The 25,509-nt window shown below is 40.2% G+C and carries 27 protein-coding genes; 24 read left to right on the top strand and 3 right to left on the bottom strand.

All coding sequences use genetic code 11. The features are described 5' to 3' along the window. The 3 genes from tnpA to K5Q29_RS10850 form a co-directional block, all read right to left on the bottom strand. The coding region (gene tnpA, locus K5Q29_RS02895) for an IS200/IS605 family transposase (protein WP_221876940.1) at positions 1-324 on the bottom strand (324 nt) is incomplete at its 3' end. A 164-nt stretch (positions 325-488) separates the two neighbouring features. Then, complete coding sequence (locus K5Q29_RS02890) at positions 489-872, bottom strand: hypothetical protein (protein WP_105139478.1); 384 nt, start codon at positions 870-872, stop codon at positions 489-491. Between the two features lie 59 nt (positions 873-931). Continuing rightward, positions 932-1,345, bottom strand: a complete 414-nt coding sequence (locus K5Q29_RS10850; RefSeq protein ID WP_105139477.1) for a DUF6556 family protein — start codon at positions 1,343-1,345, stop codon at positions 932-934. Between the two features lie 112 nt (positions 1,346-1,457). Here K5Q29_RS10850 and K5Q29_RS02880 point away from each other — a divergent pair, with 112 nt between their 5' ends. The 24 genes from K5Q29_RS02880 (at position 1,458) to K5Q29_RS02765 (ending at position 25,508) form a co-directional block, all read left to right on the top strand. Beyond that, entirely contained in the window at positions 1,458-2,600 is a 1,143-nt protein-coding gene (locus K5Q29_RS02880) for a cysteine desulfurase family protein (RefSeq protein ID WP_024412807.1), read from the top strand. Position 2,601: 1 nt separating this feature from the next. Then, entirely contained in the window at positions 2,602-3,819 is a 1,218-nt protein-coding gene (gene thiI / locus K5Q29_RS02875; protein WP_024403115.1) for a tRNA uracil 4-sulfurtransferase ThiI, read from the top strand. Positions 3,820-3,937: 118 nt separating this feature from the next. Further along, the gene (brnQ, locus tag K5Q29_RS02870) at positions 3,938-5,266 is read left to right on the top strand and encodes a branched-chain amino acid transport system II carrier protein (RefSeq protein ID WP_172699677.1); all 1,329 of its coding nucleotides are present in this window, start codon (positions 3,938-3,940) and stop codon (positions 5,264-5,266) included. A gap of 124 nt (positions 5,267-5,390) precedes the next feature. Continuing rightward, a complete protein-coding gene (locus K5Q29_RS02865; RefSeq protein WP_155964027.1) occupies positions 5,391-5,771 on the top strand; it encodes a hypothetical protein in 381 nt (126 codons plus the stop codon). A 124-nt stretch (positions 5,772-5,895) separates the two neighbouring features. After that, on the top strand, positions 5,896-6,174 hold the full coding sequence (locus K5Q29_RS02860) for a hypothetical protein (RefSeq protein WP_221876938.1): 279 nt from the start codon (positions 5,896-5,898) through the stop codon (positions 6,172-6,174). After that, on the top strand, positions 6,164-6,838 hold the full coding sequence (locus tag K5Q29_RS02855; RefSeq protein WP_221876936.1) for a DUF2786 domain-containing protein: 675 nt from the start codon (positions 6,164-6,166) through the stop codon (positions 6,836-6,838). Before K5Q29_RS02860 ends, K5Q29_RS02855 begins: the two co-directional genes overlap by 11 nt. Positions 6,839-6,852: 14 nt before the next feature. Beyond that, positions 6,853-7,017 (top strand): hypothetical protein, encoded by a 165-nt coding sequence (locus tag K5Q29_RS02850; RefSeq protein ID WP_153308649.1) that lies wholly within the window; start codon positions 6,853-6,855, stop codon positions 7,015-7,017. Positions 7,018-7,026: 9 nt separating this feature from the next. Then, positions 7,027-8,094 carry a replication initiator protein A gene (locus tag K5Q29_RS02845; RefSeq protein WP_221876934.1) on the top strand — a complete coding sequence of 356 codons (1,068 nt, stop codon included), beginning with the start codon at positions 7,027-7,029 and terminating at the stop codon, positions 8,092-8,094. Next, positions 8,091-8,747, top strand: a complete 657-nt coding sequence (locus K5Q29_RS02840; RefSeq protein ID WP_136671638.1) for a hypothetical protein — start codon at positions 8,091-8,093, stop codon at positions 8,745-8,747. The genes K5Q29_RS02845 and K5Q29_RS02840 overlap by 4 nt, the downstream gene beginning before the upstream one ends. A gap of 12 nt (positions 8,748-8,759) precedes the next feature. After that, positions 8,760-11,276, top strand: coding sequence for an SEC10/PgrA surface exclusion domain-containing protein (locus tag K5Q29_RS02835; protein WP_221876932.1), 2,517 nt, complete (start codon positions 8,760-8,762; stop codon positions 11,274-11,276). A gap of 7 nt (positions 11,277-11,283) precedes the next feature. Beyond that, positions 11,284-11,508, top strand: coding sequence for a helix-turn-helix domain-containing protein (locus tag K5Q29_RS02830; protein WP_024380722.1), 225 nt, complete (start codon positions 11,284-11,286; stop codon positions 11,506-11,508). Between the two features lie 291 nt (positions 11,509-11,799). Then, positions 11,800-12,108, top strand: coding sequence for a hypothetical protein (locus K5Q29_RS02825; protein ID WP_221876930.1), 309 nt, complete (start codon positions 11,800-11,802; stop codon positions 12,106-12,108). Between the two features lie 59 nt (positions 12,109-12,167). Beyond that, positions 12,168-12,896, top strand: coding sequence for an LPXTG cell wall anchor domain-containing protein (locus tag K5Q29_RS10845; RefSeq protein ID WP_313770359.1), 729 nt, complete (start codon positions 12,168-12,170; stop codon positions 12,894-12,896). Between the two features lie 63 nt (positions 12,897-12,959). Beyond that, the gene (locus K5Q29_RS02815) at positions 12,960-16,604 is read left to right on the top strand and encodes an SspB-related isopeptide-forming adhesin (protein WP_221876926.1); all 3,645 of its coding nucleotides are present in this window, start codon (positions 12,960-12,962) and stop codon (positions 16,602-16,604) included. Positions 16,605-16,682: 78 nt separating this feature from the next. Further along, a complete protein-coding gene (locus K5Q29_RS02810; RefSeq protein ID WP_024389257.1) occupies positions 16,683-16,910 on the top strand; it encodes a hypothetical protein in 228 nt (75 codons plus the stop codon). A gap of 12 nt (positions 16,911-16,922) precedes the next feature. Beyond that, the gene (locus tag K5Q29_RS02805) at positions 16,923-17,672 is read left to right on the top strand and encodes a hypothetical protein (RefSeq protein WP_221876925.1); all 750 of its coding nucleotides are present in this window, start codon (positions 16,923-16,925) and stop codon (positions 17,670-17,672) included. Between the two features lie 53 nt (positions 17,673-17,725). After that, positions 17,726-18,178 carry a hypothetical protein gene (locus K5Q29_RS02800; protein WP_221876923.1) on the top strand — a complete coding sequence of 151 codons (453 nt, stop codon included), beginning with the start codon at positions 17,726-17,728 and terminating at the stop codon, positions 18,176-18,178. A 76-nt stretch (positions 18,179-18,254) separates the two neighbouring features. Further along, the gene (locus tag K5Q29_RS02795; protein WP_029189109.1) at positions 18,255-18,659 is read left to right on the top strand and encodes a PrgI family protein; all 405 of its coding nucleotides are present in this window, start codon (positions 18,255-18,257) and stop codon (positions 18,657-18,659) included. Next, positions 18,571-20,946 carry a VirB4-like conjugal transfer ATPase, CD1110 family gene (locus K5Q29_RS02790; protein ID WP_221876921.1) on the top strand — a complete coding sequence of 792 codons (2,376 nt, stop codon included), beginning with the start codon at positions 18,571-18,573 and terminating at the stop codon, positions 20,944-20,946. Before K5Q29_RS02795 ends, K5Q29_RS02790 begins: the two co-directional genes overlap by 89 nt. Positions 20,947-20,950: 4 nt before the next feature. After that, positions 20,951-23,515, top strand: coding sequence for a phage tail tip lysozyme (locus K5Q29_RS02785; protein ID WP_221876919.1), 2,565 nt, complete (start codon positions 20,951-20,953; stop codon positions 23,513-23,515). 18 nt (positions 23,516-23,533) lie between these two features. Next, positions 23,534-23,902 carry a hypothetical protein gene (locus tag K5Q29_RS02780; RefSeq protein WP_221876917.1) on the top strand — a complete coding sequence of 123 codons (369 nt, stop codon included), beginning with the start codon at positions 23,534-23,536 and terminating at the stop codon, positions 23,900-23,902. Between the two features lie 148 nt (positions 23,903-24,050). After that, complete coding sequence (locus tag K5Q29_RS02775) at positions 24,051-24,641, top strand: nicotinamide mononucleotide transporter (RefSeq protein WP_313770358.1); 591 nt, start codon at positions 24,051-24,053, stop codon at positions 24,639-24,641. Then, a complete protein-coding gene (locus tag K5Q29_RS02770) occupies positions 24,638-25,264 on the top strand; it encodes a hypothetical protein (RefSeq protein WP_221876913.1) in 627 nt (208 codons plus the stop codon). Before K5Q29_RS02775 ends, K5Q29_RS02770 begins: the two co-directional genes overlap by 4 nt. Further along, complete coding sequence (locus K5Q29_RS02765; protein ID WP_024389266.1) at positions 25,257-25,508, top strand: hypothetical protein; 252 nt, start codon at positions 25,257-25,259, stop codon at positions 25,506-25,508. The genes K5Q29_RS02770 and K5Q29_RS02765 overlap by 8 nt, the downstream gene beginning before the upstream one ends. Position 25,509: the final 1 nt, after the last annotated feature.

Here is a 25,509-nt window from a genome sequence, read left to right as displayed (position 1 = left end):
TGCCCAGAAATGACGATTGCCAAATTTATATTTGAGATTGGCGTGTTTATCAAACATCATAAGAGCACTCTTACCTTTTAAATAACCCATAAAGCTTGATACACTTAATCTCGGAGGAAGACTGACTAACATATGAACATGATCCGGCATCAGATGTCCTTCGATAATTTCTACGCCTTTATAACTACACAAACGTCGGAATATTTCTCCCAAGCTACTTCGATATTGATTATAGATGATTTTTCGTCTATACTTAAGTGTGAAGACAATGTGGTACTTACACAACCACTTTGTATGTGATAAACTATGTGCCTTTTGTGCCATACTTTTCTCCTCTCGCTTTACAATTGGCTTGAACACCTTTATTGTATCGCGTTTGGAGTTTTTTGGTATAACCTTCGTCGCGCACCCGCATAGCGGGTGGTTTATTTGTCACGCACCTTACGGAGCGTGACGGACTAAAAGTCACATAATCAAAAAAGAAAGGGTTAGCCTTTCTTTTTAGTCTGTAAATAATGATAGCGATAAACTGCATAACGTTCAATAAGGCGGTAGCCTATTCCTCCTGCGATTGCATGTACAATCAGGGCAATGTGCAATTCTAGTGGTGCTTTTATAGTGATACCAAATAAAATACCGATTCCAGTCCATCCTAGTATGACCCACCATAAGTACTTAAATGGAGCATACTGGCCATTCTGGTCTTTAACTTCACTGGAAACCCTGATTGAACAGCCGGTTAATACTCCCATGGGGAGCAATGAACGAGTATCAAATGGTTCTGGTAAAAATGACGATAAGGCGAAGATTTGTATAAGCGCAAAAATCAGTAGCCAAACGAAAATCGGTGTTTTTAGAATGACGTATTTCATATTGTCCCCTCCTGAAATTAGTATATCAAATCCAAGAAAGTAAAACAAATATTTTTGTGCTATTGATTAGAAGTCGTTTCGGATGCCCCACTAGTTACCTCTGTATTGGTACTGGTTTCTGTCGTTATCTCCGAAGCTTGGGTAGTAGACGTTTCTGTAGACGAGGAAGATGCAGTAGACTCTACTGAAGAGCTGGTCTCGGTTTGGGTTGAGGATGTTGTTTCGGAGCTTGAACTTGTTGAATCTTGTACTTCTGTTAATGGATTGTCGCTTGATGATTGGCTGGGGCTAGTGGCGCTGGATGATGAAATGGTAGTACTTGGAGATGTTGAGGATGTTGTAGGTTTTGCTGTAAAGCTGTAGATAGTGATGCAGGCAGTGATAATCCCTAAAATAGATCCGATAAAGGTTAAATATTTTTGAAAATTAGTTAAAGCAGGCGGTTTTCTATTTGTATTCTTACGTGTATTCATGATGTACCTCCACCTTTAGTTTAAGATAGGAAGTTTAAAACTATCTTAAAGATTGCCGAAAGGCATGAAAACATGATAAAATAGGACTATTGCAATAAAAGGAATATAAAAAATGATCTATTTTGATAATGCAGCAACGACACAGGTCTATCCAGAAGTTCTCAAGACCTATACGGAAGTGGCGACAAAAATCTGGGGAAATCCCTCTAGCCTCCATAGTCTCGGCAGTCAGGCAACCCGTATTTTGGAAGCATCTCGCAAGCAAATCGCAGAATTGCTTGGCCAGGATAGCAAAGAAATCTTTTTCACCTCAGGTGGTACGGAAGGTGACAACTGGGTCATTAAGGGAGTGGCATTTGAAAAGGCACATCTGGGCAAGCACATCATCGTGTCAGCTATTGAGCATCCAGCGGTAAAAGAGTCAGCGCTTTGGCTCAAAACGCAAGGTTTTGAGGTGGATTTGGCTCCGGTCAATGCCCAAGGTTTTGTGGATGTTTCAGCCTTAGAAAGCTTGATTCGTCCAGATACCACACTGGTTTCTATCATGGCAGTCAACAATGAAATTGGTGCCATTCAGCCCATTCAGGAAATCTCTCAACTGTTAGCTGATAAGCCTACCATTTCCTTCCATGTGGATGCTGTGCAGGCTATCGGTAAGGTGCCAACGGAAGGGTATTTGACAGACCGAGTTGATTTCGCCAGTTTTTCAGGTCACAAATTCCACTCTGTCAAAGGAGTAGGTTTCGTCTATATCAAGTCAGGCAAGAAAATCGCTCCGCTATTGACAGGAGGAGGACAGGAAAGCGACAAACGCTCAACTACTGAAAATGTGGCTGGTATTGCCGCGACAGCTAAGGCGCTTCGCTTGACCTTGGACAAGGCAGCAGATAGCCAGAAGCGACTGGCGGCTATGAAGCAGATCCTTGTGGATGAATTGGGCAAATACGCTGATGTGACAGTCTTTTCTGGGCTAGAGGACTTTGTGCCAAGCATTGTGACGTTTGGGATTAAGAATATTCGAGGCGAGGTCATTGTCCACGCCTTTGAGGACCACCAGATTTACATTTCGACCACGTCGGCCTGCTCATCTAAGGCAGGTAAACCTGCAGGTACTCTGATTGCCATGGGTGTTCCGCAGAAGTTGGCTCAAACTGCCGTCCGTATCAGCTTGGATGATGACAACGATATGGGGCAAATTGAACAATTCCTCACGATTTTCAAACAAATTTATCAAAATACACAGAAAGTAAGGTAGAATGAACTATTCAGAAATTATGATTCGCTACGGCGAATTGTCAACTAAAGGGAAAAACAAGATGCGGTTTGTTAACAAACTCCGCAATAATATCAAGCATGTCCTTTCTGTTTACCCAGAAGTGACGGTTTATTTTGACCGTGACCGTGGTCATGTCTATTTGAACGGGGCAGATTATCAGGAAGTCTCAGCTTCTTTGAAGAAGATTTTTGGGATTCAAAATTTCGCACCGTCTTATAAGATTGAAAAGTCTGTTCCAGCCTTGAAAGAAGCTGTTGTAGAGATTATGCAGTCCATTTACAAGGAAGGGATGACCTTCAAGATTGCTGCGCGTCGAAGCGATCACAGTTTTGAATTGGACAGCCGTGACCTTAACCAAGTCCTTGGAGATGCGGTTTTTACAGCTATTCCAAATGTGCAAGTGCAAATGAAGTCTCCAGATATTACCTTGCGAGTGGAGATTCGTCCTGACGCTGCTTATATTTCCCATGAAGAAATCAAGGGGGCAGGCGGTCTTCCAGTTGGTACATCTGGCAAGGGTACGCTGATGCTATCAGGTGGTATTGATTCGCCTGTTGCGGGCTATTTGGCACTTAAACGTGGTGTAGAAATCGAAGCCTTGCACTTTGCAAGTCCGCCTTATACTAGCCCAGGTGCACTTAAAAAAGCCCATGATTTGACTCGTAAATTGACTGCCTTTGGTGGTAATATCACCTTTATCGAAGTGCCGTTTACAGAAATTCAGGAAGAAATCAAGGAAAAGGCACCTGAAGCTTATTTGATGACCTTGACACGTCGCTTCATGATGCGGATTACAGACCGAGTACGGGAAGAGCGTGGTGCCATGGTTATTATCAATGGTGAAAGTCTAGGACAAGTGGCAAGTCAGACCTTGGAATCAATGCAGGCTATCAATGCGGTGACAAATACACCTGTTATCCGTCCAGTCGTTACCATGGACAAGTTGGAAATTATTGATATTGCTCAAGAAATTGATACATTTGACATTTCCATCCAGCCATTTGAGGATTGCTGTACCATCTTTGCCCCTGACCGTCCAAAAACCAACCCTAAAATTAAAAATGTCGAGCAATACGAAGCCCGTATGGATGTTGAAAGCTTGGTGGAACGTGCTGTGGCTGGGATTATCGTAACTGAAATCACACCGAAAGAGGAAGTGAAAGACGAAGTGGATAGTTTGATTGAAGACTTACTGTAGCCTACAATTATTTTGAATACATGTAAATCCAGTTATTGCTGGGTTTTTTAATACGAATCGTTCGGAAAAATCGAATTTGTATGATATAATAAGACTTCAGAAAAAATACAAAGGAGTTATTATGAAAAAAGGAGCGCTAACAGGTTTACTCTTGTTTGGTATGTTTTTTGGTGCAGGAAACTTGATTTTCCCACCTGCACTTGGTGTCTTATCTGGTGAGAATTTCTGGCCAGCTATTTTAGGATTTGTCGTATCGGGTGTCGGTATTGCTGTCGTCGCCTTGATCGTTGGCACCTTAAACCCAAAAGGTTATGTACATGAGATTTCTCGTAAGATTTCTCCAGCCTTTGCAACGGTCTATCTTGTTGCCTTGTATTTGGCTATCGGTCCTTTCTTTGCCATTCCGCGTACAGCAACAACGTCCTTTGAAATTGGTATTGCACCCTTGTTGGGCGATGCGAATCTGGGTATCTGGTTGTTTGGCTTTACAGCCCTTTACTTTGTGGCAGCTTATTTGATTGCCCTCAATCCATCTCAAATCTTAAACAGTATCGGACGTATTTTAACCCCTGTTTTTGCCATTTTGATTGTGATTTTGGTTGTGCTTGGTATTGCGAAATACGGATCAACCAGTCCACTACCAGCTTCTGAGGCTTATTCTGCGGGTCAGGCTTTTGGTACAGGATTTATTGAAGGATACAATACCCTCGATGCCCTTGCCTCTATTGCCTTTAGTGTTGTAGCAGTGAATACCTTAAAACAACTTGGTTTCTCCAGCAAGAAGGAGTATGTCTCAACCATCTGGTCTGTTGGTTTTGTTGTAGCCTTGGCTTTTTCAGCACTATATGTTGGTTTGGCTTTCCTAGGTAATCATTTCCCAGTTCCTGCTGATGTTTTGGCTTCTGATACCAATAAGGGTGTTTATATTCTTTCGCAAGCAACACAAGCTATCTTTGGTCCAAGCGCGCAGATTTTCTTGGCTGCTATGGTTATCGTGACTTGTTTCACGACGACGGCTGGCTTGATTGTTTCTTCAGGTGAATTTTTCGCTGAGCGTTTTCCACGTTTTAGCTACAAAGTGTATGCGACAATTTTTACTTTGATTGGCTTTGGTATTGCTAACCTCGGTTTGAACAATATCATCACTTTCTCAGTTCCAGTTCTTTTGGTTCTCTATCCAATTACTATCTGTATTGTCTTGATTACAATTGTTAACAAATTTGTACCGCTTTCCACTTATGGTATGCAATTAACTGTGGGAGTAGTGACAGCTTTGTCATTGGTAGAAGTGTTAGCAGGACAATTCAACTGGACTGCTGTTTCAAAAATCATCTCAGCTCTGCCATTGGCTGGACAATCATTAGCATGGTTATTACCAGCTCTTGTCGGAATCGTCCTCTCACTGTTCTTGCCAAACAAGCAGGAGAGCGAAGTTTTTGAAATGTAAGAAAAGTGATACGTAAGTGTCTAGAGTTTTGGGAAAACAAAAATAAAATACCCCATTAGCCTAAGAGAGCATGAATTTGCTCTCTTTTTTGCTTGCTCAAAATATTGAAAGGATGCTTTATCTGATGTCAAATCAAATTGAAATCATAATGAATTTAGATACATTAGAAATTTTTGAAGTTATTGACCATAGTCAAGATGATTTAGAAGATATTGAAGTCGTGGAAAATGTTATTACACACACTGAAGAAGTAAAAATATCTCCATATGATGATTTAGGGAGAGTTTGGCTAGGAAACGGTTATTACTACAAACCTTCTAGCTTGCTTTGGAGGAATGAGAGAGAAGATGTTATTCATGAACTACGTCCTAAAAATAAACACGGGAGCTATCCCTATTACCAACGTTGTAGGAATCATACTTGGGGACATGTTAGTCAACTAACTTATGAAGAAGCCTTGTGGCTAACCTTGGAGTTTTATCCGGAGTTGATGAATTATATATAAAGAAGGTCACAATAAGGAGATGTTATGACCCAAGAAGAAATAGACAAGATGATTGAAGACTGGGTAGAGAATGGCTTTCCCAGTGAATTAAAACAATTGATACCTGATGAGGAGATAGACTGATATGGCTATTACAGATAGAGAATTATTTTTAAGCACCTTAAAAGATGCTAGAAGCAGAGCTATCCTATTAGAACGACTAAAGTCATCCATACTTAACAATACCGCAGTCGATTTAGAAACTGTACCATTTGCAGGAACTAATTCTACTAACCTAGATGAAGCTATCCAATGCTACATTGACTACGGGGAATTGCCGTTAAGTGGGAAACTAGAAGATTTTTGGAAAGCCTATGAACAAGCTCTAAAACTAGATAACTTAGAGGAAGAATATGGAAAATAAAATCATTGAAAAAGTTCAAAATCTTTTGGAGTTGGCTTACGATGCTCCAAATGATGAAGAGGGTCAGACAGCTCTTCTTATGGCTCAAAAACTTATGGTCAAGTACAATCTATCAATAAGTGATGTCACAACTGCTCGCAAGAGAGATAAGATTGGCGAAACTGTAGGCACGTGGGAGTATCGTTTGCCTTGGTGGCAAGAAAGACTTGCAGCCATCCTTGGTGAAAATTTTAGGTGCCAGACAATCAGGAGAAGACTTCGTGATGATGGCATCACCCAGATAATTTTCTTTGGGTATGATATGGATGCTGAATTGTGTACTAAAGTGTATGAAGGAGCGATTTTATATCTGAACTATCGATTGAAACGCTTGTTTCCAACTGTCACAAAAGCAAGATGGAAGGACTACAAAAAATCCTACTTACTTGGTTTTTTAGATGGCCTTGACCAACGGTTCAAAGATCAGACCTACTCCTCTGAAGAGTTTGCTTTGACGGTACAGGTTCCTACTGAAGTTCTCGAAGAATATAGACTTCGCATGGGAGACTTAAAAACCAAAACAGTGAGTGTTCAAGTTGAAATGGATCCAGAGGCATACGTTACTGGTCTTGAACATGCCAAAGAAACAAAGCTAATGTCAGAGGAGCTATTACAACACAACTGAGAAAGGATACCAACATGACACAAAAAGAACTACTTGCAAGAAAATGCGTTGTCACAGATATTATGAATAGCCAAAGGGTCTCGCTCCCTAAAGCAATAGCTATTATGCAGGAATGGGAGATTTCAGGTCTCATATTCTTTACACCATCTGGACAGACAGCTTTATTGAAAACAAGATAGGAGACCCAAATGGCAGATATTACAATTGATCAAATAAGTACTCAAACCTTTTACCAAATCCCTCAAATATTTTTACCCAGTATTGAAAAAGAGTATGGTTCTGATGGAAGAGTAAAGAAGAAAATCAAGCTGACCAGTCCTTATGCTAGAAAGTTATCCAATGATGCCAAGCTGGCTTATGGAGCTTTCTATAATCGTTGTTTATTGAGTATTCGCTCATATCATCAGGGAGTTAAAGATTATGTTGACGAGAATGGTTCAGTCTTTATGGTTTATACAGTAGAGGAACTGATGGAGGTATTGGACAAAGGCAAAATGACTGTCCATAAAATCAAGAAGGAATTACAAGAAATTGGTCTACTACGAGAAGTCAGTCAAGGAGCTAACCGTCCCAATCGCCTCTATCTCCAGAATGTGAACGCTAACCTCCAGGAATACGAGCATTATCAGGCTAACTATCTTACCTCGGGAAGAGATAAGGGAAAGGTCACGTACATCCATGTAAAAACCGTCAATCTGAATGGAGAAGTCCTCTTTGAACTTCCTGAAGCTCCAGGAGATGAGAATGGGAGTCCGAAAAATGGACGTCCAACAAACCCCGAAAAATCAACGAAAAATGGGAGTCCAGAAAATGGACGTCCAAAATCTATACCACAGGGCGTCCATAATACGGACGGAAGTAATACTGATAATAACAATTCTGGTTTTCTAGATAATAGTTCTAGAAGAGCTGGAGCTGATACAGCTACACAAAATAAAAATAAGGAAAAATATATAGCACCAGAATATTATTCGCTACTACAGGTGATTGCGGATAAGTACAATGATCGGTATATCTATCCTCACGGCTATACCTTAACCCATAATCAAAAAATGAGAATAGGGCAGTATCTCACAGAAGGCTTTGCGACAAGCACAGAGGTCTTGAATATGATTGACCATATTCCTCATGATTGCGATAAGCCCTTGGCTTATCTACTAGCTATGCTTGAAAATCTCAAAACAGAAAGACAAGCAGAAGTCAGGAGAGTAGCTCACTTAAACGCTCAACGCTTTTATGAGGGAGGTCAAGTATGACAAAAGAAGAATTACAGAAACAGTTTGAGAAGTGTACACATCCTACTAAATCGTTGTTGCTGCCTTTTGGTTTGGTGTTTGGGCTAACACTAGTCATACTCATTTATCTTTTCTCTCCAGATAGTTCGACTGAAGTCTTACTAGTGATATTAGGGACTCTCTTTATCAGTATGATTTTCTGCTCAGAACAGCTCAGGTGTTTATATAGTGACTTAGATTGGATGCTAGACCAGTTTTATGTAGAGCAATCAAACTACCTGGAAAAACACGCAGTGACTACAACAGAAACAATTCATGATCTGATAATGTTTTACGAAGATTACTTTGTAAAAGTTTCGTTTTCCTATAAAGGTCAATCACTGAAGTTCTCAGTCCCAAAATCCTCGCTTCCTCAGTTATATGCTAACCAGATTCTAGTTATTGTCGTCCATCATCAGTTTTTACCAGCCGAGCTAGTTGAAGGATATGAGGAATTGTTTGATCTACGAGAACTCTATCAAACCTACTCTGACTTTATAGATAGACGGGGACGAAGAGGTGAGCTTATTGGTCGCCATAAAGAAAACTATAATAGCATATTAGAAAGACCCAATGTTGAAAAAATAACATTCCAGTTGGCTGTAATAAATGAACAATGTAAAACAAGTAAATAAAAGGAGAATATCATGAAACAATTAACCGTCTTAAGCGCACTTGCAACCGCAGTATTATCTACCGGCCGTGAAGTGGTCCATGCAGAAGAAGTACCACAAGCAACTGAACCAAAACCAGTTGCGGAAACAAATACAACCCAACAAGTCACTGTCACAGAAACCGACGTGGCAACCGCTAAAGTTGAACTTGATAAAGCTAACCAAACTGTAACAGCACAAGAAGAAGTTGTGAACCAAGCTCAAAAAGACGTTGACACAGCTAAAGAAACAGTCAATCAAGTTCAAACCGAGCTAGTAGAGAGTGCCGAGTTGGCAGAACAAGCTACACCAGAAAATATCTCTAAGGCAAAAGCATCGATTAAAAATGCAGAAGCTACCGTTACGGAAACTAGTCAAAACCTAGAAGACAAAAAACAAGCAGAAGCGGATAGCCAACAAGCCGTCAAAGACCAGAAGACTGTTGTATCAACTGCTCAGGTAGATGTCAATGAGAAAACACAAGCTGTCACAGAAGCAGAAAAAGATGTCGATACAGCCCAAGCTATCTTAGATGGTACAGGTCAAGCGGAAGTTATTGCCAAAGCTGAACAAGCTGAAAAACAACTAACAGAAGCTAAACAAGCCCTAGTGACAGCTCAAACAGAATTGACAACTGCTAAGCAGGCAGACAAAAATCGTCAAACAGCTATTGAGGAAGCTGACCAAGCCCTTGTTCAAGCTAACAATACTCTTGAAACAAAAACACAAGTAGCTAAAGCTACTACAGAACAGGCAGATGAAACAGCTAAGCAACTTGCTACAGCTAAAACCATCTTCCAAGAAGCAGAAAACGATAAAAACAGTATCAATACTATCACACTAAGTTCCGAATATATTACAGCTTTACGTGATTATGCATTGAACTATACAGAAAAAGGTGCAGAAGCAACAGCCATTTTAAAAGCCTTGTCTCCAGCGTTGAAAACTGTTAATCAATTTAAAGCAAATGCCAATGATAGTCAGACAACATATGCAGTTAATGAGTTGCCGGCAGAAGTGCGACAAGAATTGTCATGGTTCGCCTCTGAATTGATAAACCAAGTTCGTCAAGCTTTCGGAACTGCTAATGTAGTCGTTACTGATCAAGCCTTAGAATTTGCGGATATGGTTACCGATGGCTATGTGACAGATAATTGGTCACGAAGTGATGTTTTAACAACTGGACATGATGCGAAAGCTATCAATAAGGCAGCTAACCAGTTTGGACTTGCGACAACAAATTCCGTAGAAGAAGCAGATGGGCTACAATATTACGAAAATATGCACAACTATGCTTATGAACAAAAGACTATTACACTTACTGAAGCTAAGCGTAAGGTCTATGAGTCTATCGTTGAGTTTATGTTTAACAACTATGAGTGGCTACATGCTCAAAATATTGCAGGTTTAGAAGCAACAGGAGTCAATTATTTAGGAGTGGATGTCTCTACTCGTACAGGAGTTACTGGGGTGCATTTTCTAACGGTTGATCCGTCCAAACTATCTACTCGCCACTTTGGCACAGAACTTGTTAATCCAAATACAGCGCAAGCGATCTTATCACGATTTGAACAGGCAGAGAATATGCTTAGTCAAGCAACAACTACAAACAATCAAGCGCAAGAAGCTAAGACCAAAGCCTTAAAGGAGCAGGCAGAGTCACAAGCACAAGTAGTTACAGCGCAAGCAAGTCTTACAAAAGCTCAAGCAGTACCAATGTTGACACCACAGGCACAGGCTAACGTGTTAACAGCCCAAGAAGCAGTTAAAAAAGCAGAAGCAGAACACAAAGAAGCACAGGCAAACCTAGCTAACCTACAGGCCGATGTCAAGGTTAAACAAGCGAATCTAGCTAAAGCCAAACAAACCTTAGCACAGAAACAAGCTGTCCTAGACAAAGCTAAAGAACAACTGTCTATTGAACAAGAAAAGCTGGCACGATTACAATCGGACTTAGAAACAGCTCACACAAACGTAGCGGTTGCTCAAACTCAGCTTTCTACCGCTCAATCAAAACTGAAAGAAGCGCAAACCTATTTCATCAAGCTAGAAGAAGCTCCTGCTCGACTAGAAATTGCTAAAACTCGTCTCTTACAGGCTACAAATAGCCTAAAGGCAAAACAAGCTATCTTGACAGAAGCGCTTGAAACACTAGCAGAACTAAAACAGGAAGAAGCGAAAGCATTGAACCACTATCAAACGGTCCTATCTGCTTATCAAGTTGTCCTTGAAGCACAGCGTCAAGTAGAGTTGGCTAAACAGTATGAGACTATTATCCATGAAGGCGGTCAACCGGTCCCGGTCGTGGATGGAACAGGTCGTATTACAGGCTATGTGTCAGAAGTTCCAAAAGCACCGGCACAAACTTCCAAACCAATCACTCAGACAGTACCAACAAAAAACACAGAAGCTAGTCTACCAGCTACAGGAACGAAAACTTCTTCCTTGACGGTACTTGGTCTAGCTCTAGCTAGTCTCGTCTTCTTCTCACGAAAAAAGAAAGAGGGGTGAGCTACTTGTGACACATACTGCACAACGCATTAAAACCCTACGAAAACAAGCTGGGTTAAGTCAACAGGAACTGGCGGACAACATAGGGGTACTACGTGAAACCATCTCAAATTGGGAAAGAGGAGCTAGTCGGACCAATGTAGAAAATATAGAGCGAGTCGCAACCTTTTTTCAAGTCCCTGTTTCTGATCTATTGGGTATACAGATTCCAGCAGATACCGTACAAAAATAACTATTTGACCGAGACGTCATAAAACTACAGCACATTGACAATCAAATACAAGGCTTGCCCTGATACAGCGTGGCTATGGATAAAAGAAAAAAGGGGGCGAGTAACGAACTAGAAAAGGATATCTAGTCCAGCCACAACACGACTAAAGCCAGTTGACGTGTCCTGCTTTAGTAAGAGTTTGCGTTTTCTCAGACTGTAAAACGTGCGCATGAAACACGGCAAAGCTCTACGGGAGCTTTCGGCATGGCTGTAAATGCAGCCTTTCATTCAATCCAAAAAGGAGAAACAGTCATGAATGAAATAAGACCAGATAGAGAGATGTCACTCTCTGATTTACGAAAGTTAGGAGGTCAAGGCAATGTAACAGCGTATCTATTGACAGGCGAGATCGTTACCCTTCGTTCAGATTGTGGCACAACGCCAAAAAGAGCGATTGTGGATGGAGAGCTAAAGATGGTAGAGGAAGTGATTCCATTTCATAAACTCTACCGACAAATTAGAACCGTTCAGCGTGATCATATACTGATTGCAAGAAGAGAACGCTATAAAAATCAATCTATCCTACGCTTGACTGGAAAAGGGTATCACCGTCCTAACTAATCAACACAAAAATTAAACACTGAGGTAACACTATGTTAAATAAAAAGAACATTCTTTCTATGCTTACACTATCAGCACTTGTCTTGTCAAATAGTGTTGTAGCTTTCGCAGATGAAACAACTCCAATTGATTCGTCTGCCCCTGTTGAGGTCGCACAACCATCTACATCCACAGAACCGAGTACAGAAGTCCCAACCCCAGTTGAGCCAACTCAACCAGTTGAACCTACAACTCCAACGGAAGAGCCAATCGTTCCTAAAGAACCAACAGTACCAGTAGACCCAACGCTCCCGTCTACGGAACAACCGAAGGAGAAAACACCGTCTCAGCCGACAGATCCCTCTACAAGACCAGACACACCAACACCACCAACGGAAAAACCAAAACAGGATGTTCCACAACCGGAGACACCCACTCCCCCTAAAACTGCAGAAGAGGCAGTAAATAACGGTGAGAGCCAAGTTGGGACTATCTCAACAGAAACCAAGCAACCAGTAGAAGCAGTCACACCAGACAAGCCTATTGTGACAGACACTGGCTATACCATCATTAGTACGGATAATAGCCAGCCAATCATTCGCTATGCGGACGGATCAACTGCGACTGTTTCTGCGGAATCAATCGGCGCAGTCGTAAACAAGGATAAAACTATTAGTGTCAAAACAGCGGATGGACAGATGAAAACTCTCCCAAATACAGGGGAAGCAAACTCCCTCCTATCTCTGCTAGGTATATTCCTGTTGGGCGTAGTGGGCTATTATCGTAAAAAAAACAATTTAACCAGTTAAAACCAATTTTGACCGGAATGTCATTAAACTAAGAAAAAACCAAGAAAGCAAAGGGGATACAAAATGTATCAAAAAATAACAACAGTTAATGGGCACGGATTCTTCCGCAAGTCGAAAGCCTATGGGCTTGTATGTGGGATTGCCCTCTTTGGCGCAATGGTTACTACATCTGTTAGTGCAGAAGAAATCGTAACCGAAACAACTCCAGCAGTTGAGGTGGTTAATCCCAATCCTGCCACCAACCTTGAAACGGTCCAAGAAACTCCATCGGCTGAGAGTCTAGCGACGCAAGCAGAAGCCGGTCAGAAGACAGGTGAGTTGACAAGTCCTGTAACGTCTACTGAGTTAGACCAGATTGTGACAGATGCCAAAGAAGTAGGTGTTACAGTCACAGAAGAAAGTAAACCTGCAGTCTATGAAAATCTAGATCAGGCACAGGCAGATTTGACAAAACAAACAGATGTAGTCAAAGAAGCAACTGATAAACAAGAAGCCAATACTACAGCTATCAAGGAAGCAACGGATAAAAATGCGGAAATTGATCGTCAAAATAAAGCAGAAGCTGAACGAGTAGCTGAGTATAACAAAACAGGTCAAGAAGCGGTAGAAGCACGAAATAAAGCCGGTCAGGAAGCTGTAGATGCTCGTAATGCTCAGGCTGTCGCAAAGCGTGAGTCTGAAGCAGAAGCAGTAGAAGCACGAAATAAGGCGGGACAAGAAGCTGTAGACGCTCGTAACAAATCTGGTCAAGCAATGACGGATGCAATCAATAAAGCAGAACAAGAACGTGCAGATTTAGAAAATGCACGCTTAAAAGCAGAATACGAAGCAGAGCTGGCTAAAATTGCGGATGTTGAGGTTTATAATGCTGAGATTCGCAAACGCAATGCAGAAGCAATCGCAAAGGCAGAAGTGGACAATGCACGCTTAAAAGCAGAGTATGAAGCCAAGAAAGCTGAAATGCAAGCGAAAACTAAAGAAAACGGCTATCTTAGTGAAGTCGTCGCTCAGAGCTTGATCTATAAATCTGAGCCAAATGTGACTATTGGAACGATTGAAGGTGTTACAAAATTTGTGAATCCTGAAAAGCGTCAAGAAGTTAGTGATGCAAATCGCAATCTGGTCCACACGGTATCTAGTTATTCCGAAGGAGATTATGTAGGTACTGTAGATTACTCAAATGGGACCACATTTCTTTTGAATGTTGGACAAACCGCAACAGTAACATATGTAGGAGATTTTTCTGCTTCGGCTAATGGAGAAAAGATTACAAAAGTTGTCGCTCGCTATACAGCTGTTGCATCAGAAAAAGGAGCATCAATTGTGACTGTCTCTAAAGATCCCACTGAAACAGTCATCTTTGGTTCAGATGCAACACAAGGATTTGTAGGTGTCGGTGATGAACTCCATATTGAAAAAACATTTTATACTGCTTCTGGCAAGGTAGTTGCGACTAAAGAGAATCCGATTATTTTCTCTATTTCATCCATGAATTCCTTGGGAGAAGATAGTTATTTTGAGTATGTCAAAGACTTAAGTTCGAACATGCGTTTCGTTCCGATTACTGGCAGTCAAGTTCAAGACCATGATGGTAAAATCTATGCTAGTACATCTATTGATACCATTTCCCCGTATAGCGGTCATGATAGTATTGACTCACCTGTACGATATTACGGTTCAGGCGCTTTAGTTGCAGAAAGTGGAGATACATTTGGTTTAACAGTTGGAGCATCGAAGCATCAAACAGGGCACTGGTTCGCAATGAATACTAATGTTGCGGCTCCAGTATTACCACCGTTACCACCTTATAAGCAAATTACACCAGAACAAGAAAAAGAAGTACCTACAAAACCAGTGGAGCCTACCTATGTGACTCCAACGCTTGTAACGTTTACACCAGAAGTATTTGTACCAGAAAAGTATAATCCAGAGCCGTTTGTTCCAGAAGTCTTTACACCTGAAACTTTTGATCCAATTACTCCTAAAATGATTCCACGTGTAGAAGTACCTGAAAAAGAAAACTACTCAGTTTCTGTCCATCCAGTTATCGTCAAACAAACTCCAGCTAATATCAAAGCTGTAGTGAATGAAGATGGTGTCGATGTCAATGGCAAATTGGTTCCAAAAGGCTCAACTCAAACTTGGGTATTGACAAACAGTCCACTAGTCGCAGGTCGTGAAGTAGTCACTAGCTACACCATGTCTGATCCATTGCCAGCAGGCTTTGAGATTGACAGTGAGGCTACAGCAATAAAAAATACTGCATGGACTGTCAACTATGATGAAAACGGTAAAACAACACTATCAGCTACACAAGCAACACTTGACTACCTTAATGCAAATCGTAACCAAGATGTAGTGGTTCCAGTTGCTTACTTTGTCGGTCGTCCAATCAATGATGGCGGTACGTATAAGAACACCTTTACAACCTTAATCGCTACTCCTAAAGGCGAGTACAAGGTTGTTTCAAATATTCCTGTTATCTATACGCCAGGAAATGATCCAGAAACACCACGTCCACCACACACACCTGGAGGAGAAAATCCAACTCCAGATGACAACCTCATCAAACCGAAGAAAGATGTGGTCGATGAGAATGGAAATTCTATCAACGGTCAATCTGTCCTACCAAATACTGTCCTAAACTATGTGGCAGAACAAGATTTTGACCAATACAAGGGGATTGTGGCTTCTAAACATGCGATTGGAAAAGGTTTCCTGTACGTAGATGATTACCTAGATGAAGCGATTGACGGTACTTCCTTAGTGGTCAACTCTATCACAGCCGCTAACGGAGATGATGTCCGTGAACTGTTTGATATGATTCACGTTCTTTCAAAAGACAGCCTGGATGAAAAACTCCAAGCTCTTATCAAAGAGTCAGGTATTAGTCCAGTAGGTGAGTTCTATCTCTGGGTTGCTAAAGACCCTGAAGCCTTTTATAAGGCCTATGTCCAACAAGGCTTGGATATTACCCGCAACTTGTCATTCAAGATTAAACAAGATTTTGTAGGTACAATTACCAACCAAACGCACCAGGTAGATTTTGGCAATGGCTACTACGGTAACATCGTCACAAACGAAGTGCCACAACTCGTCGTCCATAAGGATGTGCTGGATAAGGACGGTAAGTCTATTAATAATGGTACTGTCCAAATTGGTGACCTTGTGACTTACAAGCTAGAAGGTTGGGTGATTCCTGCTGGACGTGGCTACGATATTAAAGAGTATCGCTTTGTGGACCTTCTCCAACACAGCCACGATGATTACCAATCATTTGTGATTGAAGCTAAGGTAGACTTTACGCTACCAGATGGAACAATTATCAAGAAAGGTGATGACTTATCATCATATACAGAAACAGTCTACAATGCCCAAACAGGCAAATTTGAGACTCGTTTCAAGGAAGCGTTCTTGGCGCAAATTACACGTGATCAGGCATTCGGTGCGGATGGCTATATCACAGTGAAACGGATTGCCTCAGGCGAGGTTGTCAATGAGTACACACTTTATGTCAATGGGAACCCTGTTATCTCAAACAAGGCTGTGACGAACACACTTGAGCCACCAAAACCACAAGCACCGGCAAAAGTAGAGAAAGCCCAATTGCCTAACACAGGTGATGCGGCATCTTACAGCTTGTCACTTGCAGGTGTAGTAACCTTGTTTGCGAGCCTGGTTGGACTGCGTAGAAAAAACGAAGAATAAAATTAATTTATTATGTGTTAAACCTAGTTAATAATATTGGCTAGGTTTTTAATTAAAGAAAAGAGGAGAATTTATAAAATGGAAGTTGTTAAAACAGTCATTGGTGCATTAGGTATTGCAGGAACAATCCGTGGGTTATTCGCTGTATGGTCAGGTTGGGAAGAGTTCTCAATTGGTCGAGCAGAAGAAAATCCTCAGCGACAGTCAAAGGGTAAAGATGGAATGGTTTATGGTGCGATGATGGTTGCAGGTGCTGTATCTATTGCAACAGCTATCATTACAACATTAAACTCATTTCGTTTCTAAAGGAGGAGTTAGGTGGATGTCAATGAATTAACAAAAAATTTATCCCAATATAGCCCTATTTTGAATGATACAGTCAACCAAGTAGATAAGGCAGTTAAGCCAGTTTCTTTGGTCATTATTTCCATCTTCTTTTTGATTGAGATGGACTCCTGGTATAAGTACATGAAACAAGAGGGTGGAGGCATTACCCGTGAACTCTGGATGGATGTCGCTTTTAAATATATCCTAGCCTATCTGTTAGTCATGTTATCAGCTCCTATCTTTGATACAATACTAGAAGTCGTGAATATGACCTTGAAAATGGTTGACAAATCTGTTCCTGCTTCAGCAGTTGATTGGCAAGGGCAGTATGATCAAACTGATGGCTGGTTCTTTAAGAATATTTTCAAGTTTGTTGGTGGAGCAACGGAGTTTATAGCAAAATTGAGTACAAAACTAATTGTTTTCATGAGAGCTTTGGAAATGTATCTATTAAAAGCTGTTGGATCGTTGTTGGTCGCTTTCTTTATGTCCGATGCGACACGCTCTATTGCGATTAATGTCTTAAAATACTTTGGAGCCGCAGCCTTTCAAGGGTTAATTATCCTATTGATTGTACGTTTCTATCCAGTATTGGTGACAGAAGATTTGATGAAAGTAAATATGCAAGGTGATTTTGAATCTTGGGGAACAGCTTTGACATCAATTGGTAGGGGGATTATCTTTATTATCTTATTATGGGGTAGTCAAAAGAAAGCAAAACAACTTCTTTCTACTATGTAATATCTGTATAATATGGTATAATTATACTAGGAGAAATGATAGGAGAGAGTTCAATGGAAAAGGAATTAAGGGAAGAATACAAAGAAATCACAGTCTATGCGAAGGACAAAGAACAGGCTCTTAGTCTTGTGGCAGAATTATTTCCAGAAGAAGAGTCTAAACAAGTAAAAGAGAAGGTTTCTTTTTGGACAAAATTAGGTTCTTTTTTTAGATTGTTAGTAGTGGTTTTATTCAAACTTCTCTTATTTTTAATCCTTACTCCATTTTTCTTGTTTACTTGGCTTAAAAATATGTTTTTCTTATCAATAGGATTCTCAATTTGTTATCCTATCATTAGTTTTGCCTACTATTCATTTTTTTCAAATTTAGTGACAACTGATGAAATGATGGTTGCTACATTTACAGAAACAAAATTTAAAATTTTAGCTGTCGTAGTCATTGTCATGGGCTTCCTATCTGCCATGTATGACTATCAAGAAAAGTTTGAAGATATTATGTTGATTTAATTAAAATAGACATAGAAAGTATAAATAACTCACTTTACAAATGTAAGGTGAGTTTTCTTATTTTACAGGAGGAAATATGGCACAGAAATTGGGTTCGGAATTTCTAAAAACATTTGATGATTACGAACCACCGTTCCTCTTTGGACGGACAAAAAGACAATTCGTGATGTCGGTTGGCACGTTTGGTTCAATAGGCTTATCTGCTCTGTTGTATTATTTCGGTTTTCCCAACTGGATCACATTCATTCTCTTAGGGGCTATCTTAGTTCCTATTTTTATATACGGTAGTAAAAAAGATATTGAAATGAAAGAACGCTATGGCTTTTTACTAACCAAACAAAAACGTTCATTCATGACTGAATTTAACGAGAAAGGAGAGGGAGAAACAGCACATGATTTTAAACCTAAAAAAGGGTTCTCAGAAGTTGACCAAAGCCGAGAAGGTGAGGAAGAAACGCCTGCAGAGAACTCTCAAACCTAGCACTCAAAATGCCATCTTCTTTACTAGCTTAAAAGAAAATGGCTTGATGCATATTGCAGGTGACCGTTGGTCACGTTCCTACCGTTTGGGTGACGTTGCTTATACCTCCGCAAATGATGAGGATAAGATTGACGTGATTGATACCTATGCTGAAGCATTGAATAGCCTTGATGCAGAGAACAATTTTCAGTTATTGGTGCTAAATAAACGACAAGAACATTCAGCCATCGATCAAATAGTCTATGAAGCAACAGGAGATGGCTTTGATCACTACAGGGAAGAATACAACGACATAATTAGTGATCGCTTTATCTCAGATGCTCGTAATTTCAAGGTGGAAAAATATGTCACTATCTCTACCAAGTCTTATGAAGAATTACAGGCAGACAGCCAGCTTCATGAACTAGCTTCAGGAATAGAAGAACAGTTCTTCCAAATGGGAATTGACTTTGAACAAATTAATGGATTGGAGCGACTCAATATCCTTTATTGGCTCTTACAAAACAATCCATATTTCCCATATACTTACAAAGATATTGCCCTTTCAGGCTTACGTGCAAAGGACTTTATCGCCCCAAATCGTATTCATTTCAAAGAAGAACACATGGCTATCAATGATCATCTAGCCAAAGTGATGTATATTCGTCACTATCCTACATTTCTAACCGACAAACTGATTAAGAAGCTGTTGGATATTGGGATTGAACTAGCAATTGTTGTTCATGCTCAACCCTACGAACAAGGCGACTTTGAGACAAAAATCGTCAATGCACAGGCACAGGCTAAGATGGAGCTTATTCGAGGGCAACGTGATGGAATGCGTGATGGGATTATTGATCCTGAGTTATCCACTTCAGGAGTAGCACGAGAAACCAGTCAAACAACAGAGCGTTGGAAAGAAGAAACCACTCAAAATGACCAAAAAGCATTCTCAGGAGTGATGGCTGTTATGATTATGGCTGAAACAAGAGAGCAGCTAAAACTGTGTCGAGATAAGGTGGCTACTGCAGGGCGAACATTGGGAGTACGATTTGAAGATTGTTTCTATCATCAAGAACAAGGCTTGAATACCATTCTACCGATTGGAGAAGCCTTTTTGAATGTCAAACAAGCCTACATGCGACCAATGACGACGGCCAACGTGGCAACTCAAATCCCTTTTACCAACGTGGATATTCAATCAAGCAGTCCTAAAGCCATCTATTACGGTCAAAATCAATTATCCAACAATATCATCACCCTAGACCGTAAACGAGATTTAAACGCATCTAATGGTGTTGTAATTGGCTCTAGTGGTTCAGGTAAAGGGATGACCATTAAGACAACAGAGCTTATTCCAACCTTGCTACGTTATCCTGAAGACCGTATCATCATTGTAGACCCTGAGTCAGAATATGGGGATATTGCAGAGGCATTTAATGGTCAAATCATTCAGATTTCTACTTCTTCAAAAACGCATCTGAACCTACTGGATTTGCCTGATACAGACCAGTCCATATTAGATGATAATGACGAGGAGATTGACGTGGTGGCAGACAAAGCCAATCTTCTTATGGGCTTGTTTGAAAAAATACTAAAAGATGTGGATGATGACCATATCACCATCATAGACCGAGTAACACGAGAAGTCTATGAACGCTTTGAAAAACCAACCCTGAAAGAATGGCAGGCTATTCTTGAAGAACAGCCTGAGGATGTCGCAAAGGAATTGGCTACCAAATCAGAGATTTATACAAAGGGAAGCTTGAACCTCTTTGCCCATGAAACCAATATCGATATGACCTCACGTTTGATTGTGTTTGACCTCAAGGGCTTAAACAACAAACTCAAACCATTTGCCCTTATGGTTGTTCAGGACTATATTTGGCAACAGGTTATCCGTTATCAAGGGATTCAAACTATCCGACTCTATTGGGATGAATTGCATCTGACCTTTAGAAGCAAAACAGATGCTAGTTTCTTTGCGGAGTTATGGGCGAGGATTAGAAAATATGGTGGAATACCAACAGGTATCACGCAGAATATTGGTACAATCCTTGCCTATGAAGAAGGACGAAACTTATTATCCAATAGTCATTTTATGTTACTACTGGAACATAAACCGCAGGATATAGAACCATTGAGAACCGTTGTCGATATACCTGATGGCTTAATCAAATACATTAAACGACCAAAATCAAAAGGTTCAGGTTTATTAGTAGCTGGCTCAACTATCGTACCATTTGAAAATAAAATCCCTAAGCATACTCAGTTGTATCAATTGACAAATACTGATCCAAAGGAGTAAGTCTATGGGTAAGGAAGAACTGAAAAAGGAAGTTGAGCGATACAGTCAACACAAACCTAAAAAGGCGGTCAAACTCAGTAAAAGAGAGTATAAACTGAGCCAACGTGCCTTGAAAAAAGCCAAAACAAACAAAGAGGGTAAGGATGCCATTCGAGAAGCCAAGCAACAAGTCAAGCTGAAGCGAAAAGTCCTTAAAAGCCAATACAAGCGAGCAGGTGGATCAGGCACTCAAAAGATAGTCAAAAAAGGCTACAAGACCAGTCGGAGAATGGGAGAAGCTAGTGTTTCTGAACATGATGTAATGGGGGAAATCGCAGGCAAACGTCAAACTATCCGACAATCAAAGTATTCCTTACAAAAGAGTAAGCAACTTGGAAAAAATACTTTTCGAGCAGGGAAGAAGATTGGAGGTTCAACTTACAGTCTGACCAACAGAGGCTATAACCTTGCAAGAGGAAATGGATTCACACGTACTCTAAAGGCTGACCGATGGGAGACGAAAGTTGCGACTAGATTAAACAAAATCCGTCAACGAGTAGTGCGGACTCGAGTAATGAAAGCAGGGAAAGTGACTTTTAAGGTATTAAATTGGCTCAGTAGTCCTTTAAAACAGATATTGCTCAATCCTCTGACTATCAAGTCGTACCTCATTGCCTTTATCATGGTGGTGATTGCTGCTGCCTATCTAGGAAATCCAAGCCCCATGCAACAGAATGAGTTTAACCTTAATGATTCCTGGTTACACTTTTCAAAATTGGATCGTTTGCGCTCAAATGAAGAAGTGGATTATTGGACAAATATAGACGAAGTCTTACAGTATACAAATTTCGTTTATCAAGATTACCGTCAAACACAAATTTGGGAAGATCCTTCTGAAGTTTCTCAAAGAAGATTTCAAGAAAGCATTGTAGGCGGAAATCCTGATTCATCCAAAACAATGTCCGATATGGAATACAGTATTTGGTATAACCTCAATAACGATAAGGAACATTTAAGAACCATGAGAGACCTGTATGGTCCAGATAGCCATTTTAAATGGAAACTATCTGAAAAAAAATTAGCAGAGTTTGAGGAATTGCTTGAGATTGCCAAAGAAACAGGCTACTACAGAAGCTATCAAGAACTAGAAAACCCTATCTACTCCAAACGTGAAGAGGGTTTCGGTCAACCATTGGTCATCACAAAACGTTATGGATATAGCTCAAAAGATGATATTTACAACAATACCATCATTCAGGTAGCACGAGGCAAGCAACTCTATGCATCGATGGCAGGTACTGTGAATGTTTCAGAAAAAAGTATCACGATTGAAACCAGTCGAGCAAAATTCACTTATTACAATGTTTCAGAAATACGAGTAAAAACTGGAGACAACGTAACAGTAGGGCAAGAACTGGCAAAGGTAGACTCAGATGAGGGGCTAGAGATTAGCTACCAAAAATTAAAAACCAACAAAGATAAAACCTCTAAAGAGTGGCTTTATGTCAATGTAGGTTTTTACCTGCCATCTGTTCATTATAATCAGACTACAAGTGTCCTATCTACCATTGATATAGGGGATATGGCAGGTCGTATTAAAGAGACGTCTGATTACGTGAAGAAGTATGAACCAAAAGCAACCATCAATGGTATTTCAGCTATGTTAGGTAATTTTTGGACGGAGTCCTCTATCACTTCTAAACGTGCTGAAGGTGACTATCTTACCCCACCAATTGGTGCAAGTGCTTCATCATGGGATGATCCAAATTGGTTGTCTATCAGTGGACCAGCTATCTATAATGGCTCTTACCCTAATATCCTGAAACGTGGTTTAGGATTAGGACAATGGACAGACACAGGAGACGGTAGTGTTCGTCATACATTGTTATTACAATATGCCCATCAAAAAGGCAAGAAATGGTATGACCTTGAACTACAGATTGACTTTATCTTTAATGGTGATGCACCTTATTATAGAGAAATTGCACATGAGATTCTAACAAGTAATGATGACGTAGAAAGTTTGACAGAACGATTCTTAGTGCGTTGGGAAGGCAACTCAGGAGATAAGCTCCTTGAACGTCAAAATAACGCTAAACAGGTTGCTCAATTTCTGAAGAACCCTGTCGGTGGTAGTAGTAGCCTTGTAGCTTCGTGGAACTTCCCTAAAGCCTACAGAAGCAAGATAAGCAATTTCCCATCTGAAGCAACGGTGAGCAGTACGGCACAAGGGAGTGGCTATCCGATCGGTCAATGTACGTGGTATGCCTATAATCGCCTTGTCGAGCTGGGTTTTATCACAGACTTTTCAGGAGCGTATGGTTATCTTGGTAACGGTCAAGATTGGGTTAGAAACCTAATAGCGAAAGGATGGCGGTTTAGTAACATTCCTATAAAGGGAGCAGTTGTGTCAACAGCTGGTGGTTTCGATGGCACTCCATCTCAATACGGACATGTAGGGATTGTGGAAGCAGTCAATCCAGACGGTACATTCCTGGTCTCAGAATGTAATTGGGGTGGTATTCAAAATAAAATTCATTGGAGAGTATGCAGACCGAGTATGTATTATACGTTTGCGACACCGAAGTAAAAATAGTAAGGAGCTATGATGAAAAAACTGAAGCTAAACAACGGATATTTAGAGGTACGCATAGAGAACAGTCCCAAAGTTAGTATTCGATTTGTGAGAAATAAGATTATTTGTTTTACTATGTTTCGTGAGGTAAAGGGGGCATATTTAAAATCAAACTATCGGATCAATATGACAGAGTATCAAAAATGGTATCACAAACACAAGAGTGTAGTAAACTTTCCTGAACTGGAAAAAAGGGCATTTGGTTTTGCTCAATTGCTTTTGACAGTGCGAGTGGCAGATTATTTTCCAACTGTTTCATGTGAACATATCAATACTTGGTTTGGTGTTTTCGCAGATAATAAACCTTTTATTAAGCATGGAATAGAGAAGAAGGTGGTTTAAAGTGTATCAGTTTGTTAATTCAAAAATATTTACCTATACCTGGTTTGGAATATCTTTTTTGATGTTGTTTTTAACATCATTGCTAGGATATACAGGTTTTACTTAGCTTTTTATTCTAACGTTTTTAGATAGCTTTTCAGACATTTGGTTGGAACATTGGTATTCATTGGGCATATCTCGTAGGCTAACTTTGTACAATTGTTTAGCGAATGCATTGGGTGTGGTCGTTCAAGTATCGTATGGATTGTATGGTGGAGCAGTTACATCAATGGTTGGTTTTTTTCTTTTGTTAAATAAAACATTAACGTGGGATGATACGAAAGATGGCAGAATAAGTTATTTTAAAAGACAAGAAATGACAATCACCGCAATTAGCGTATTTATAGGTATTGTTCTTCTAGGTATTATCTATGGGAGATTTTTTAGAGGAGAACAGCCAATTTGGTTGATTGTCTTGAATGTATTACTATTTGTACTTGGAACTTGTGGTAGGATACTGTTAATTAACGGAAAAATACAATCTCAATATATTTATGTCATTAGAGAATTGATAGATCTTGCAGTATTTTTCTCCATGATTTCTTTGCATTTGACAAGTGAAAGCCTGTGGATCAGATTAGGAAGCATTATATCTAGCTTGATAATCTTATTTAAATCAATAGTCAATTGGACTCAAAAGTCCAAAATTACAGGACCTACAGAAGACAATCTATTAGAACAAAGAAAGGAAGAAAGATGATTGATGAAATAAAGGTCAAGAGGTTACGAATGGTGGCAGGAGGAATTGCGATCACTCTATTATTGTTGATGAGTTTTGGGCTTGGTCAGATGACAGCCCCTTCTCGCACAAAGCAAGAAGAAGCCAAAACAAGTACACAAGCTACTGAAGAACAGAAGCTGAGTTATGAGGGGGTTGAGGAATTTCTGACAGCCTATTACACGAAAAAAGACCTAGGCACAAACAGAAACCGATACAAACCCTTTATGACAGAAGCTCTCTATAATCAGGAAGTCGCAAAGGAAGAAGAACCGGTCAACCAAACCTACAAAGGGTATGTGGTGGACTATACGTTCAAACAGGCCGATATTTATATCAATACAGAAACGAATATAGCGATTGTTCAAGTCGATTATACCAATACCTTGTTAGAGAAAAAGGAAAGCTATGACAAGGCTCAAAAGAACGTGCGTAACCAATCTATTTTAAAGCTAACCTACACAGTTGATGACAAGGGCAAGTTGAAACTGAACAATATTCAGCCTGCTGTCTTATCATTAAGTGGGGAAGAAGAAGCCAACTTGCCTGATTATGGTACAGTTGGAAATAAAGTTCAAGAACAAGAAGGAGAGAATAATGGCTAAAAAAACGACATGGCAAGATGCCAAGAAGAAAAAAGAAAAAATTGAGGCAGAGTTGGATAAGCTATTGATCCAAGATGAACAACTGCAGGATAAAATCAAAGCGAAGCGACAGGCTCTTCGAGAAGCTGAAGCTGAATACTTTATCGAGCTACGAAATAGCAGTCAAAAGTCGGATGCTGATTTGGAGCGTTTCTTCTTATCCAATCATCACAATCCGTCAGTACCTCATCAAGGGGGTAACTAAC

Origin of the sequence: Streptococcus sp. 2018037, assembly GCF_019754195.1 — a bacterium.
Lineage (GTDB): Bacteria > Bacillota > Bacilli > Lactobacillales > Streptococcaceae > Streptococcus > Streptococcus hashimotonensis.
Note: the sequence above shows the minus strand (reverse complement) of the source record. Positions and strands in the feature narration are given on the sequence as shown.